This window comes from Bradyrhizobium sp. S3.12.5 (genome assembly GCF_040548225.1).
Classification (GTDB): Bacteria; Pseudomonadota; Alphaproteobacteria; order Rhizobiales; family Xanthobacteraceae; genus Bradyrhizobium; species Bradyrhizobium cytisi.
Map to the genome: position 1 here is coordinate 265,392 of NZ_JBEPRF010000006.1, position 13,776 is coordinate 279,167.

At 64.9% G+C, this 13,776-nt stretch carries 11 protein-coding genes and 2 tRNA genes; 10 read left to right on the forward strand and 3 right to left on the reverse strand.

What is annotated here, in order from left to right; genetic code table 11:
- Nucleotides 1-27 precede the first annotated feature (27 nt).
- The 3 genes from ABIC09_RS11010 to ABIC09_RS11020 are packed head-to-tail and all read left to right on the forward strand — an operon-like array spanning nucleotide 28 to nucleotide 7,064.
- Nucleotides 28-3,180, forward strand: coding sequence for an efflux RND transporter permease subunit (locus ABIC09_RS11010; protein ID WP_354109263.1), 3,153 nt, complete (start codon nucleotides 28-30; stop codon nucleotides 3,178-3,180).
- The gene (locus tag ABIC09_RS11015) at nucleotides 3,180-6,287 is read left to right on the forward strand and encodes an efflux RND transporter permease subunit (RefSeq protein ID WP_354082839.1); all 3,108 of its coding nucleotides are present in this window, start codon (nucleotides 3,180-3,182) and stop codon (nucleotides 6,285-6,287) included. The genes ABIC09_RS11010 and ABIC09_RS11015 overlap by 1 nt, the downstream gene beginning before the upstream one ends.
- A 36-nt stretch (nucleotides 6,288-6,323) precedes the next feature.
- A complete protein-coding gene (locus tag ABIC09_RS11020) occupies nucleotides 6,324-7,064 on the forward strand; it encodes a tRNA-uridine aminocarboxypropyltransferase (protein WP_354082840.1) in 741 nt (246 codons plus the stop codon).
- Between the two features lie 10 nt (nucleotides 7,065-7,074).
- On the opposite strand, the gene ABIC09_RS11025 is transcribed toward ABIC09_RS11020, so the two are convergent.
- From ABIC09_RS11025 to ABIC09_RS11035, 3 genes are all read right to left on the reverse strand, one after another.
- Complete coding sequence (locus ABIC09_RS11025) at nucleotides 7,075-7,221, reverse strand: hypothetical protein (RefSeq protein WP_354036832.1); 147 nt, start codon at nucleotides 7,219-7,221, stop codon at nucleotides 7,075-7,077.
- 179 nt (nucleotides 7,222-7,400) lie between these two features.
- Nucleotides 7,401-7,474: transfer RNA gene (locus tag ABIC09_RS11030), tRNA-Cys, on the reverse strand.
- A gap of 84 nt (nucleotides 7,475-7,558) precedes the next feature.
- The gene (locus ABIC09_RS11035) at nucleotides 7,559-7,780 is read right to left on the reverse strand and encodes a hypothetical protein (protein WP_354109264.1); all 222 of its coding nucleotides are present in this window, start codon (nucleotides 7,778-7,780) and stop codon (nucleotides 7,559-7,561) included.
- Between the two features lie 259 nt (nucleotides 7,781-8,039).
- Between ABIC09_RS11035 and ABIC09_RS11040 the strand changes: the two genes are divergently transcribed.
- The 7 genes from ABIC09_RS11040 to ABIC09_RS11070 all read left to right on the forward strand — a co-directional run bounded on the left by ABIC09_RS11040 (nucleotide 8,040) and on the right by ABIC09_RS11070 (nucleotide 13,645).
- The gene (locus ABIC09_RS11040; RefSeq protein ID WP_148752321.1) at nucleotides 8,040-8,303 is read left to right on the forward strand and encodes a hypothetical protein; all 264 of its coding nucleotides are present in this window, start codon (nucleotides 8,040-8,042) and stop codon (nucleotides 8,301-8,303) included.
- A 696-nt stretch (nucleotides 8,304-8,999) separates the two neighbouring features.
- A complete protein-coding gene (locus ABIC09_RS11045; RefSeq protein ID WP_354109265.1) occupies nucleotides 9,000-10,163 on the forward strand; it encodes a PspA/IM30 family protein in 1,164 nt (387 codons plus the stop codon).
- Between the two features lie 10 nt (nucleotides 10,164-10,173).
- Nucleotides 10,174-10,839: an OB-fold-containig protein gene (locus ABIC09_RS11050; protein WP_354109266.1), complete on the forward strand. Its 666-nt coding sequence runs from the start codon at nucleotides 10,174-10,176 to the stop codon at nucleotides 10,837-10,839.
- Between the two features lie 39 nt (nucleotides 10,840-10,878).
- The gene (locus ABIC09_RS11055; protein WP_354109267.1) at nucleotides 10,879-12,582 is read left to right on the forward strand and encodes a flotillin family protein; all 1,704 of its coding nucleotides are present in this window, start codon (nucleotides 10,879-10,881) and stop codon (nucleotides 12,580-12,582) included.
- A gap of 88 nt (nucleotides 12,583-12,670) precedes the next feature.
- Entirely contained in the window at nucleotides 12,671-13,042 is a 372-nt protein-coding gene (locus ABIC09_RS11060) for a hypothetical protein (protein WP_354109268.1), read from the forward strand.
- Between the two features lie 136 nt (nucleotides 13,043-13,178).
- Nucleotides 13,179-13,253: transfer RNA gene (locus ABIC09_RS11065), tRNA-Asn, on the forward strand.
- A gap of 212 nt (nucleotides 13,254-13,465) precedes the next feature.
- Entirely contained in the window at nucleotides 13,466-13,645 is a 180-nt protein-coding gene (locus ABIC09_RS11070; RefSeq protein ID WP_148752283.1) for a hypothetical protein, read from the forward strand.
- Nucleotides 13,646-13,776 lie beyond the last annotated feature (131 nt).

Below are 13,776 nucleotides of genomic sequence, written 5' to 3' on the forward strand. Positions count from 1 at the left end.
CAGCCGCCTGAGCGGCAGGCGCATCTCATGGGTGTCTCCGAACCCTTCATCCGCCGGCCGATCGCGACCTCGCTGCTCGGCATTGCCCTGCTGATCGGCGGGGCGCTCGGCTATTTCGCGCTGCCGGTCTCGGCGCTGCCGCAGGTCGATTTCCCGACCGTGCAGGTCTCGACGCAGTTGCCCGGCGCGAGCCCCGACGTGATCGCCTCGCTGATCACTGCGCCCCTGGAGCGGCAGCTCGGGCAGATTCCGTCGCTGACGGCGATGAACTCGACGAGCTCGTTCGGCGTCAGCCAGATCTCGCTGCAGTTCGACCTCAACCGCGACATCGACGGCGCGACCCAGGACGTGCAGGCCGCGATCAACGCGGCCGCGGGCGTCTTGCCGAAGACGCTGCCGTATCCGCCGACCTACGCCAAGGTGAACCCGGCGGATGCGCCGGTCATGACGCTGGCGCTGCGCTCGGACACGATCTCGCTACGGGCGATGAGCGACATCGCCGACACGCTGCTGGCGCAGCGGCTGAGCCAGATCTCCGGCGTTGGACGTGTGTCCGTGCTAGGCGGGCTGAAGCCGGCCGTGCGTATCCAGGCGGATCTGGCGCGGTTGGCGGCCTACGGCATCGCGATGGAAGATCTGCGTGCCGCCATCGCCAATGCCAACGTCTCCGGGCCGAAGGGCTCGCTCGACGGCGCCCAGCAAGCCTACACCATCGCGGCCAACGACCAGATCGCCGCCGCGGAGGCCTACCGTCCCATCATCATCGCCTATCGCAACGGTTCGCCGGTCACGATCGCCGACGTCGCCCAGATCGTCGACGGGCTCGAGAACGACCGCACCGGCGGCTGGTACCAGGGCACGCCGGCCGTCATCATCGACATCCAGCGCCAGCCCGGCGCCAACGTCATCGACGTCGTCAGCCAGATCCGCGCCGAGATCCCGAAAGTCCAGCGTGCGATTCCGGCCGGCGTGAACCTGACCATCGTCTCCGACCGCACCGTCACCATTCGCGCCTCGGTCCACGACGTGCAGTTCACGCTGGTCCTCAGCGTGGTGCTGGTGACGCTGGTGGTGCTGTTGTTCCTGCGCTCGCTGCGCGCCACGCTGATCGCGGGCGTCGCGCTGCCGCTGTCGCTGATCACGAGCTTCGGCATCATGTATTTTGCCGGCTTCAGCCTCGACAACCTGTCGCTGATGGCGCTCACGATCGGCACCGGCTTCGTCGTCGACGATGCCATCGTCATGATCGAGAACATCGTCCGCCACATGGAGAACGGCGACAGCGCGATGCAGGCCTCGCTGAAGGGCGCCAGCGAGATCGGCTTCACCGTGATCTCGCTGACGGTGTCGCTGATCGCAGTGTTCATTCCGCTGCTGTTCATGTCGGGCCTCGTGGGCCGCATGTTCCGCGAATTCGCACTGACCTTGACGATCGCGGTGGTGACCTCGGCCGTGGTGTCGCTGACGCTGACGCCGATGATGTGCTCGCGGCTGCTTAAGCACGCCCATGAGGAGTTCGCGGTGCCGGGGCTGGTCGCCGTCAGCCGCTTCATCGACCGTACCGTCGAGTTCTACCACCGCACGCTGCTCGTGGTGTTGCGGCATCAGCGCACCACGCTGGTCGTGACCTTTGCGACGCTGGCCGCGACCCTGGTCCTCTACGTCGTCGCGCCCAAGGGTTTTCTGCCGCTGCAGGACAGCGCCTCGATCACGGCGGTGACGGAAGCCGGGCCCGATGTGTCGTTCGGCGAGATGCAAAAGCGGCAGGCCGACGCCGCCGACGCCATCAAGGCCGATCCTGACGTGACAGGCGTGGTCTCGGTGATCGGCGCGGGCTCGGTCAACCCGACCACCAATGTCGGGCGCCTCGTCATGACGCTGAAGCCGCGCGGCGAGCGGCGCGACGATGTCAGCGCGGTCATTGCCCGGTTGAAGGACAAGGTCTCCGGTATCCCCGGCATGACCGTCTACTTCCAGCCGGTGCAGGACGTGCAGATATCGACCCAGTCGAGCCGCTCGCAATACCAGTACACGTTGACCGGGACCGACGCGACGCTGGTGTCGGAATGGGCGAAGAAGCTCGTCGACGAGATGCGGCGCGATCCCCTGTTCCGCGACGTCTCCTCGGAGGCCCAGGAAGGCGGCCTGCGCGCGCAGCTCGACGTCGACCGCACCCGCGCCGGCCAGCTCGGTGTCAGCCTGCAAGCCATCACCGACACGCTGAACGACGCCTTTTCCCAGCGGCAGATCTCGACCATCTACGGCCAGGCCAACCAGTACCGCGTGGTGCTGGAGGCGCTGCCGATGTACCAGCGTGATCCCTCGATCCTGTCAAAACTGTACCTGCCGGGCGGCGCCAGCAGCGCCCTCGTCGGCGCGCCAAACGCCCAGGTGCCGCTCGATGCGGTAGCCACGCTGAAGCGCACCACGGCGCCGCTTGCAATCTCGCACCAGGCGCAATTCCCGGCGATCTCGCTCAGCTTCAACCTCGCGCCGGGCGCCGCGCTCGGCGACGCCGTCGAGGCGGTCAAGGCGATCGAGACCCGGATCGAGATGCCCAACAGCATCGTCGGCGTCTATGCCGGCGATGCCGCCGAGTTCGCCAAGGCGCTCGCCGGCCAGCCCTGGCTGTTGCTCGCCGCCGTGATCACGATCTACATCGTGCTGGGCGTGCTCTACGAGAGCTACATCCACCCGATCACGATCCTCTCGACACTGCCCTCGGCCGGCGTTGGCGCCATCCTGGCGCTGATCCTGTGCGGACAGGATCTCTCGGTCATCGGCCTGATCGGCATCATCCTGCTGATGGGCATCGTCAAGAAGAACGCGATCATGATGATCGACTTCGCGCTGGAGGCCGAGCGCGGGCAGGGCATGCCGGCGCATGAGGCGATCGTGCAGGCCTGTCTGTTGCGCTTCCGCCCGATCATGATGACGACGCTGGCCGCGCTGTTCGGCGCGCTGCCGCTGGCGATCGAGAGCGGCACCGGCGCCGAGCTGCGCTTTCCGCTCGGCATCTCCATCATCGGCGGCCTGCTGCTGAGCCAGCTGCTGACGCTCTACACCACGCCCGTGATCTACCTCGCGCTCGACCGCATCAACCGCCGCCTCGAGCAGGCGCTGCCGCCGCCCGAGCCCGACGCGCCGCCCACGGCCGGCGCGACCGAGGGGATGCAGTGATGGTATCGATCTCTGAGCCCTTCATCCGCCGCCCCGTCGCGACCACGCTGCTGTCGATCGGGCTGTTCCTGCTGGGGGGCGTCGCCTACGAGTTCCTGCCCGTCGCCTCGGTTCCGAATGTCGACTTCCCCGCCATCTTCGTCTCGGCGAACCGACCCGGGGCCGATCCGTCGGTGATGGCTGCAACCGTGGCTGCGCCGCTGGAGCGGCGGCTCGGCGAAATCGCAGGCATCAACCAGATCACGTCGACCTCGTCGCTCGGCACGGCGAACATCCAGCTCCAGTTCGACATCGGCCGCAACATCGACAAGGCCGCGCGCGACGTTCAGGCCGCCATCAACGCCGCGCTGGTCGACCTGCCGAGCGATCTGCCGGCGCTGCCGCGCTTCCGCAAGGCGAACACGGCCGGCGCGCCCGTCTTCGTGCTCGCGCTGACCTCCAAGACGCTGTCCGCCAGCGCCATCTACGACGTCGCCGACACGGTGCTGGCGCAGCGCATCTCGCAGGTGCCGGGCGTGGGCGACGTGACCGTGAGCGGCGCCGACCAGCCGGCGGTGCGGATCCAGCTCAACCCGGTCGCGCTGTCGAATGCGGGGATCGCGACCGACAACGTCCGGACCGCCATCATCAACGCCAATCCCCTCGGTCCCGTCGGCATCTTCAACGGCGAGCGCCAGAGCGAGACGCTGTCGCTGAACAGGCAGATGCGCACGGCCAAGGAATTCCGCGACATCGTCATCAAGAGCTCGAACGGAAATTTCGTCCGGCTCTCCGACGTCGCCGACATCGAGGATTCCGTCCGCAACGCGCGCTCGATCGCCTGGTTCAACAAGCAGCCGGCGGTGTTGATCCAGATCACCAAGCAGGGCGACGCCAACGTCATCGACACGGTCGACCGGGTCAAGGCGCTGATCCCCGCGCTGAAGCAATGGATCCCGGCCGGCGTCGACGTCTCCACCCTGGTCGACCGCACCTCAACGATCCGCGCCAGCGTGATGGACATGCAATGGACGCTGCTGGCGACCGCGATCCTGGTCATGGTCGTGGTGTTTGTGTTCCTGCGCCGGGTGACGCCGACGATCGCGGCCGGCATCTCGGTGCCGCTGGCGCTGGCCGGCACCTGCGCCGGGATGTGGGTCGCCGGCTTCTCGATCGACAATCTGTCGCTGATGGCGCTGGCGATCTCGGTCGGCTTCGTGGTCGACGACGCCATCGTCATGATCGAGAACATGTTCCGCAATCTCGAGCACGGCATGCGGCCGATGCAGGCGGCGCTGGAGGGTGCCAAGCAAATCGGCTTCACCGTGGTCTCGATCAGCCTGTCGCTGATCGCCGCGTTCACGCCGCTGATCTTCATGGACGGCATCGTCGGCCGCCTGCTGCGCGAATTCTCGCTAACGCTGACCTTCGCGATTGTGGTCTCGACCCTGGTGTCGCTGACGGTCACGCCGATGATCTGCGCCCACTACATCCGGCAGACCACTTCGGGGTCCGCCACGCTGTTCGACCGCCTGATCGAAGGCTCGCTGTCGCGCATCGTCTCGTTCTACACCCGCACCCTGCGCGCGGTGCTGGAGTTCCCGCTGCTGACGCTGCTGGTGTTCTTCGCCACCATCGGCCTGACGGTGATGCTCTACGTCAAGGTGCCCAAGGGCTATTTCCCGACGGATGATTCCGGCTTCGTCATCGGCGCGACGCGCGCCTCGGCCGACATCTCGTTTCAGTCCATGCTGACGCTGCAGCAGCGCCTCGCCGACATCGTGATGCAGGATCCGGCCGTGGCCGGCATCGGCTCGACCGTGGGCAGCGGAGGCGGGGGGCCGGGCGCGGCGACCTCCAACCGCGGCACCATGTTCATCAGCCTGAAGCCGCCCGAGGAGCGCGACCACATCTCGACGCAGGTCGTGATCGACCGGTTGCGGAAGGCACTGTTCGCCGTGCCCGGCATCCGTCTCTTCATGTTTGCTGCCCAGGATGTCCGCGCCGGCGGCCGGCAGAGCGATTCCAACTTTCAATACACGCTCTCAAGCACCGACCTCGACCTGCTCCAGAAGTGGGCGCCGATCGTGGCCAAGCGGATGGAGACGGTCGAGGGCATCACCGACATTTCCAGCGACCGCGATCCCGGCGGGCTTCAGCTGACATTGAACATCGACCGCCAGAAGGCAGCAGCGCTTGGCGTCAAGGTTCAGGACATCGACAATGCCCTGAACAACGCCTTCTCGCAGCGCCAGATCTCGATCATCTACACCCAGCGCAACCAGTACATGACCGTGCTGGAGATCGATCCGAAATTCCAGGTCGATCCGTCCAACCTCGATCGCATCTATGTCGCCGGCGCTGGCGGCGTGCAGGTGCCGCTGTCCGCCGTGGTGCACGCGACGCGCGGGCTCGCTGCGCTTGCGGTCTATCATTCGCAGTCGGTGCCCTCGACCACGGTGTCGTTCAACACCTTGCCGGACGTGGAGCTCCAGGCCGCTACGCAAAACATCCAGCGTGCGGTCGACGAGCTGCACATGCCCGAGGGCATTCGCGGCAGCTTTGACGGCAATGCCGGCGATTTCGCCAAGACCAGCGGGCGTCAACCACTCTTGATCCTCGGCGCGCTGGTCGCGATGTATATCGTGCTCGGCGTGCTCTATGAGAGCCTCGCCCATCCGCTCACGATCATCTCGACGCTGCCCTCGGCCGGCCTCGGCGCGCTGCTCGCGCTCCAGATCACCAACACGCCGCTGACGGTGATCGCCTTCGTCGGCATCATCCTCTTGATCGGCATCGTCAAGAAGAACGGCATCATGATGGTCGACTTCGCGCTCGATGCCGAGCGCCAGCGCGGCCTGTCATCGGCGGAAGCCATCTTCGAGGCCTGCCAGGCGCGCTTCCGTCCGATCCTGATGACGACCATGGCGGCGCTGTTCGCCGGCATTCCGCTGGTGGTCGCGACCGGTCCCGGCACGGAGCTGCGCCGCCCGCTTGGCATCACCATCATCGGCGGCCTGTTCGTCTCGCAGATTCTGACGCTGTACACGACACCCGTGATTTACCTCTTGATCGACCGCCTGCGCCGGCGGTCCGAGCCGCAGCCACTCGCGGCGCCGGCGGAATAGGTTGTTGCAGCACCGCTTCAAGCGTATAGCGGCGGCATGTCGAACCCAGCTGAAACCACGGCCGCAGCGCCGGAGCCTGTTCCCGAATGCCCGCACTGCCAGAAGCCGATGCCGCTCTGCATCTGCGACAGTGTCACGCCGATCGAGAGCCGCCTCGGACTCCTGATCCTCCAGCATCCGCAGGAGCAGGACAGGGCGCTCGGCACTGCGCGGCTGACTGCGAAGCATTTCCCCAAGGCGACGCTGCGGGTCGGCCTGTCCTGGCCGAGCCTGTCCAAGGCGCTCGGTCACCCCGTTGAAAACGCCTCGCACTGGGCCGTGCTCTATCTCGGCTCGGCCCGCGCGGCCGACCTCGAAGTGGAGGGTGAGATCGTTGCACTCAACCGCAAGGGCGAGGTCGCGGAGAGCCAGCGCGCCATCCTCGGCAAGCTCGAGGGTGTGGTGCTGCTCGACGGCACCTGGAGCCAGGCCAAGGCGCTGTGGTGGCGCAATCCCTGGATGCTGAAATGCCAGCGCGTGATCCTCAATCCCGCGCAGCCCTCGCGCTACGGGCGGCTGCGCCGGGAGCCGCGCAAGGACGGCCTGTCGACCATCGAGGCAGCCGCAACGCTGCTGGCCGGTCTCGAGCGGCGCCCCGACATCGCCGAGACGCTGAACGCGAGCTTTGAACGGCTGTTGACGCGCTACCGCGAGGTTCAGGCCGAGATGCCGGAACTGGCGCCAAAGCCGGCGCCGAAAGGCCGGCGACGCGATTTCCGCCGCGGCAAACGGTCCTGACTTCAGCCTGCTAGTTCTCGACGCTCTCCTCGTCGTCCTGCGTCCCTTGGTCGGGCGCGGAAGGCGGGAAGATGCTGTCATAGATCGCGCGCGCCTCACGAATGAGGCGAGCTCGCTCCAGCTCGGACTTCGGGATAAGTCGGACGATCTCGCCCACGTGCTCTCCAGCGCTCGCTTGTTGGGACTGCATCACCCAGGTGATGCGAACTTTATGCCAAGCGACCTGAATCCGGGGTTTCCAACCACCCCGGGCAAACCCGGTGAGGGCGATGCCCGCAGGCGCGGCACGACCGGCGCTTGGGGGCGGTTTTATGCTCGGATATCAGGGAGTTGTGATGGAGGCCACGACCAGAATTGAACTGGTGTACACGGTTTTGCAGACCGTTGCGTAACCACTCCGCCACGTGGCCTCAACGAGGGCGGAGCAATATAGGGGATCAGCGGTTTAGGCAACCCCGCGGCCGTCGCACGACGTCGGTCTTAGCGACAACGCCTCAGCAGGCGGCGTACCAGCCGTCTGGAAAGGGGACGAGGGGCCAGGCACCCTCATTATCATTCGCGGCCATTGGAGTTCTGGCCATTGGATTTTTCTTGGGCGTCGGGTGAAAGCTCCACGAGCGGGGCACGAATTCCTGCTCCGGCGCGGGCGCGAAATCTTCGTTGATCATGGCGTCGCGGACGGTATCCAGCAGCAAGTTGAATTCGGCTTCGCTCATCACACCCTCCCGAACGCGGATGGCGCACTGTCGCAAAGCCGGCTTGTTTCCCGATTGACCCGATCGCTCGCATTTTAACGATCGGGCGATCGAGATCGGTTTGGTTAGCGATTCCTGAAAATCCCCGCGGAGACACTAGGTTCCTCCGCCGCCCCGCCAGTGTGAAAGAGATCACATCCGGCGCGATTTATTCCTCCTACCTCTTTGCACATGCCGGCCAACGCGGGCCGGCGCGAGCAGGGCAGACAGGAGACCGGTCATGAAGGCGAGGTTCTTGCGGTTTGCGGGTGTGAGAAGCCGGGCGCGTCGTGCCTCGACGGTCGGGCTGTTCCTGACGCTGTTTGCCAGCGCCGCCCAGGCGCAGCAGGGCACGCCGGAGCAGCGCCGGGCCTGCACCCCCGACGTCTACCGGCTCTGCGCCGGCGAAATCCCCAACGTCCGCGCCATCACGGCGTGCCTGCGCCGTAACCGGTCAAGCTTGAGCGAGGCTTGCCGCACCATGTTCGACCAGGCCGGCGGCTGAGCGCGGCCTGTGGATTTGTGCGCAGCAAGTGGCTCGTGCGGGCTCACGAATCCGGCATAGTCGCCCTGTGGATATGCTGCGGACAGGCTGTGGAAGGCCGTGACGGTACCGCGGACCCTCAAAGCAGATGCGTCTTTCGAGCGTCATATCTCTGTCAAAGCGCTTCACTAAATAATTCGAAAGCTACGCAGAGTGGGTTACGCCTTCGGCTAACCCACCTACAAGCCTTTGTGCTGCCCGACGGGCAAAACACGCCAGGGGCTCGGTCACCCCGCCTCCACAGAAATATTCCACTTTACCGAATTCGGGTTGCAGTGCGAGTTGGTGGCGCGAGGTGTTGCATCCAGCTCCGTTTTTGCGAGCGCAGCGAAGCAATCCAGAATCCCACCGCGGAAAGACTCTGGATTGCCTCGTCGCACCAGCGCAAAATTGCTTCGCAATTTTGTCGCGGGCTCCGCGCAATGACGGAGCTGAGAGGACATGCGTCTCAACCTCGGTCTCATGCCGCGGACGCAGCTCGCGCCTTTGCTTAAATTGCAACCCGTGCGTGCAAGAAGTCTTTGATTGGCGGTGATCTAGAGGTGATGGCCCGCCTTGAACGCGGCCCGGGGTGACAGCGACTAACCCTCAGAGTGCATCAGGATCAGCGGAACGTGATCGACCTTCCCTCTTGTAAAGCACTAAAATGGTGCTTTAGTGCTTTCCATGAGCCCGTCGCCCCGACATGCGCCCTCGGCGCTGCGTTACAGGCTAGCCCCTGACCCGGCCGCCAGGGCCGCGATGGAGGCGACGTTTAGGGCTTATGACCGCATGATGGAGATCCTCGACGAGGTCGCGCGGACCCATAATGTGGGCTCCAACGTCGTCCTGCTGCATGCCCATGCCTATGAGCCGATCCGCAAGCAGACCGCGCTGCCGTCGCGGCTGGTGACGCTGGGCCTGCGCGACCGCGCCGACTATCGCGCAGCGCAAGGCCGCCGCCTGCCGCTCGACGACAAGCTCGCCAAGATCAAGGGCCCGGCGACCATTTCGATTTCAACCGTGCAGGGCCGCTTCAGCGTGCCCTTCGACTACGTCGGCTACGCGGAGGGCTGGGGGCAGAGCGTGCCCGCGCACCTGATCCGCACCGACGACGGTTTCGAGGTTCACTACGGCGTCACGCCGAACAGTCTGCCAGAGGAGGAGAACGCTATGGATACCATCGCTGCCGCTCCCGAAAATTTCCTGTCCCGGGTCGGACGTCTGATCGCCGGCATCGCCTATGACGCGATCGAGCAGGCGGAAGGCAAGAACAAGCTTGGGGTGGTCGGACAGGCCATCCGCGAGATCGAGCGCGCGGAGAGCGAAGCGCGCGATGCGCTCGCGGCCGCGCGTGCCGAGGAATACCGGCTCAATGCTCGGCGCACCGAGATCGAGCGCGAGATGACAGATCTCGCCGCAAAGATCGAGGGCGCGATCGCGGATAGCCGCGACGATCTCGCCCGCGCCGGCATCGCGCGGCAGATGGATCTGGAGGCGCAGTTTGAGGTGCTCTCCCGCGCCATCGACGAGAACAATGAGAAGATCGAGAATAGTGTCACCTCGCTGCGTGCCGTGCTGTCGGCGCTCCAGGATGCCGAGCAGCGCCGCGCCGATCTCCAGAAGAGCGAGGCTCTCGCAAGCCACCAGGCCTCGACATCACCCCAAAAGCACGGCGGCGCCTCGGCCGCGGCGAAAGCACTGCGTGCGGGCAAGGCTGTGGCGCGCGCCACCGGCGTGCCGCAAGGCATTCCGTATTCGAGCGACATCGACGAGCTCAGCACGTTGCATCGCGACAAGGAGATTGCAGCGAGGCTGGCGCGGTTGAAATCGCGCTCTTGAGTAATGTGTCATGAGCGCTCTGCTCGAGCACGTGATTTCGCCGGAGGTCAGGCCGTTCGCGATCGCGGCGGCCATGATCCTCATCGTTGGCTCTATTGAGGTCGTCTCGATGCTGGTCGGGGCGTCGCTGAGCGAGATGCTCGGCACCAACATCGATTTCGGTCATCCCAGCGACAATGGGGTGATCAACGCCATCTCCTGGATCAATGTCGGCGGCGTGCCGCTCTTGATCTTCCTGCTGCTGGCGCTCGGCGCCTTTTCCATCACCGGCTTCCTGATCCAGGACATTGCGCGGATGATCGCCGGTCCCTTGCCGGCGACACTCGCGTCAGTCGGGGCGGTGGCGGTGTCGGTGCCGCTGGTCCGCGCCGCAAGTGGGGCCATCGCGCGGATCATTCCCAGGGATGAAAGCTATGTGGTTGGCCTCGGCGATCTCGTCGGCCGCGTCGGCGAGGTCGTCATCGGCCCGCTCGATCAGGGGCCGCCCGGCCGCGTCAGCGTCGCCGACATCCACGGCAACAGGCATTTCGTCTGGGCGGTTGCAGCGCCCGCATCGGGCCCATTGCCGCAGGGAACCCTGGTCCTTCTGGTCGATCGCACCGGCACCCGCTTCGTGGCGGTCAAGGCCGACGATGAACTCAATCCGTCCAGGCCCACTCTAACAAGTCCACTCTAATCAATCTAAGCAGCCAGCAAGTCATTATTGGAGAAAGTCATGTTTGACATCGCAGTCCCGGCCACGATCGGCGTCGCGCTGATCGTCGTCCTCGGGATCGTCTTCACCATCCTCTACAAGCGCGCCACCCGCGACGAGGCCTTCGTGCGCACCGGCCTCGGCGGCAAGAAGGTCGTGCTCGATGGCGGCGCCATGATCCTGCCGATCTTCCACTCCTACGCCAGCGTCAATCTGAAGACGCTGCGGCTGACCGTCGAGCGCAAGGAGCGGGAATCCCTGATCACCAAGGACCGCCTCCGCGTCGACATCGTCGCCGAATTCTACGTCCGCGTCCGGCCCGACGATGAGAGTATTGCGCTCGCGAGCCAGACGCTGGGCGCGCTGACGAATGACGCCGAAGCCCTGCGTAACCAGGTCGAGGCAAAATTTGTCGACGGCCTGCGTTCGGTGGCGGCCACCATGACCATCCTGGAGCTGCAGGAAAAGCGCAGCGATTTCGTCAAGCACGTGCAGGCGACCGTGGAGTCCGACGTGAAATCCAACGGTCTCGAGCTGGAGTCGGTTTCGCTGACCAAGCTCGACCAGACCGATGTGAAGTTCTTCAATCCGGAAAACTTTTTCGACGCCGAAGGCCTGACCCAGCTGAAAACCGTCACCGAGACGCGCAGGCGCGACCGTAACTCGATCGTGCGCGACAACGAAGTAGCAATCGCGCAAAAGGACCTCGAGGCGCGGCAGCAGACGCTGACGATCGAGCGGACCAAGAAGGAGGCCGAGCTGTCGCAGGAGCGCGACATCGCCAACAAGACCGCGAGCACGAGGGCTGAAGTCGCAACCGCGACGCAGACCGCGCGCCTGACCGAGGAGAACGCACGCATCGACACCGACCGTGCGGTCGCGGAGAAGGAGGCTGGCGCCAAGCAGGTCAAGGAAACCGCGGTCATCGAGTCCGATCTGGCGATCAACAAGCGCAAAACCGACGCGCAGCGCGAAATCCAGATCGCAACGCAGGAGAACGAGATCCAGATCGCATCCAAGAGCAAGCAGACCTCGGAAGCCGTCGCAGAGGCCAAGGCCGCTGAAGCGCTCGCCGTCTCGGCAGAGGAAAAGGTCGTGACCGCGCGCGCCGTCGAGGTCGCCGACCGTTCCCGCCTGACCCAGGTGCTCGCCGCGCGCACCGAGGCCGAGCGCAAATCGACCGAGCTGATCGTGGCGGCCGAAGCCGAGAAGAAGGCGTCGCTGGACCGCGCCGAGGCTGTCAAGACGCTGGCCACGGCTGAAGCCGAGTCGAACAAGATCAAGGCGGTCGGTGTCAGGAACATCGGCGAGGCCGAGGCTGCAATCATCACGCTCAAGAACGAGGCGCAGAACAAGCTCGGCGCCAACGTGATCGACTTCGAGCTCGCCAAGAAGCGGATTGAGACGATGCCGTCGGCGCTGGCCGAGATGGTCAGGCCGATCGGAAACCTCAAGGATGTTCGGATCCTGCACACCGGCGGCGCGTTCGGCGGCAGTGGCATCGGTGGTGGCAATGTCGGCTTCGGTGAGGGGCTCGCCGGCGAGCTCCTCAAGGTCCACGCGCTGCGCCCCATGATCGACGAGATCCTGCGCCAGAGCGGCTTTGCGCCGGGCGATGATCCCGTGAAGGCGCTGGTCGGCGCTGTTACCGGCAAGGCCAATGGTGCCGCGGTAACGTCGCCGGCCGTACCTGGGCCGGAGAAGACAAACACCGCCGATCTATGAATGCCGGTTCATTGCTGCGGAGAATTCGAAACGATATGAACTGGCTCGTTGCGCGTCTCGCGTCGCGCAACGATCCGGAGAATTTCACATGAAGTTTTTTCTGTCTGGACTGATCGCGATCGGACTTGCGATTGCAGCCACTCCGTCGTCGTTCGCCGCCGATGCCCGCAACGTCACCGTCGTCAACGAGACCGGTTATGCCATCAAATTCCTCGGCTTCAACGCGCCGGACGATGGCCTGGACGAATGGGACAACGAGCTGGACAAGGTTTTGCAGAACCAGGCCTCGACCTATGTCGAGTTCGACGAGGACGACGAGGGCTGCGTCTGGAACATCCGCGTCGACTGGCAGAACTATGACGAGTCGGTGCTCTGGAAGAACGTCAATCTCTGCAAGATGACCGCGCTTCGGCTGCGCTACGATCCCGGCACCAAGACCACGTCCTTCACCGCTGAGTAATCTTGACTTGACCCAGGCCCGAAGAGGGACCCGGCGGGCCCTTCCTCAATGCTTTGCGAAGGATGACGAATTCGTCCTTTGCAAGCGCAACCGGCTTTGTTATACGCAGCCGCGCGCGAACGACTGGTTCGCCTTTTCCTCGGTAGCTCAGCGGTAGAGCATCCGACTGTTAATCGGATGGTCGCTGGTTCGAATCCAGCCCGGGGAGCCAAATTCCGCTTCGTTTTCAATTATTTGTTGGCGTTCGCTGATGCGGCGCGCGATGTCGCACGATCAGTTTCTCCGCGTCGTTACGCTTGCGTCCAGCAGAATCGCGCTCAAGCGGATGTGTGGGACGGCGGCATCCCCACTACGCAGACGGCACCAAATCGACTTAATTCGAATCGAGCTTGGTGAGGCCGGACTCTTACGGAGCTGATTCCCATGCCCGACATCCAGATCGACCGCGCCCACCTGGCCCCCTCGATTCTGCCGGCCGATATTCCCGAGCTGAGCGACGATGAATGCCTGGCTTGTCTGGCCCGCGCGGTCGAGACCCCCGATTCGGCGCGGCTGGACGAAGTGGCGGCCCTGATCGGCCGCCTTGCCGTCGCGATCGAATAGGCCATCTCGCCTCCGATGCCTGCGTGGCGTCGCCGTTGGTTCACCGGCCAACGGACGTGTTGCGTTTTCGCGGAGCCTGCTCCAAATATGCCGCCAAGTTTCGTCCGCGGCTATTGTCCGCCTTGCAGGGT

Excerpts from the sequence above, each read along its gene's own strand:
- ABIC09_RS11035 (WP_354109264.1), bottom strand. The coding sequence starts at position 7,780 with ATGAGCGAAGCCGAATTCAACTTGCTGCTGGATACCGTCCGCGACGCC.
- ABIC09_RS11015 (WP_354082839.1), top strand. The coding sequence starts at position 3,180 with ATGGTATCGATCTCTGAGCCCTTCATCCGCCGCCCCGTCGCGACCACG.
- ABIC09_RS11070 (WP_148752283.1), top strand. The coding sequence starts at position 13,466 with ATGCCCGACATCCAGATCGACCGCGCCCACCTGGCCCCCTCGATTCTG.
- ABIC09_RS11050 (WP_354109266.1), top strand. The coding sequence starts at position 10,174 with ATGAGCGCTCTGCTCGAGCACGTGATTTCGCCGGAGGTCAGGCCGTTC.
- ABIC09_RS11020 (WP_354082840.1), top strand. The coding sequence starts at position 6,324 with ATGTCGAACCCAGCTGAAACCACGGCCGCAGCGCCGGAGCCTGTTCCC.
- ABIC09_RS11060 (WP_354109268.1), top strand. The coding sequence starts at position 12,671 with ATGAAGTTTTTTCTGTCTGGACTGATCGCGATCGGACTTGCGATTGCA.
- ABIC09_RS11055 (WP_354109267.1), top strand. The coding sequence starts at position 10,879 with ATGTTTGACATCGCAGTCCCGGCCACGATCGGCGTCGCGCTGATCGTC.
- ABIC09_RS11040 (WP_148752321.1), top strand. The coding sequence starts at position 8,040 with ATGAAGGCGAGGTTCTTGCGGTTTGCGGGTGTGAGAAGCCGGGCGCGT.
- ABIC09_RS11010 (WP_354109263.1), top strand. The coding sequence starts at position 28 with ATGGGTGTCTCCGAACCCTTCATCCGCCGGCCGATCGCGACCTCGCTG.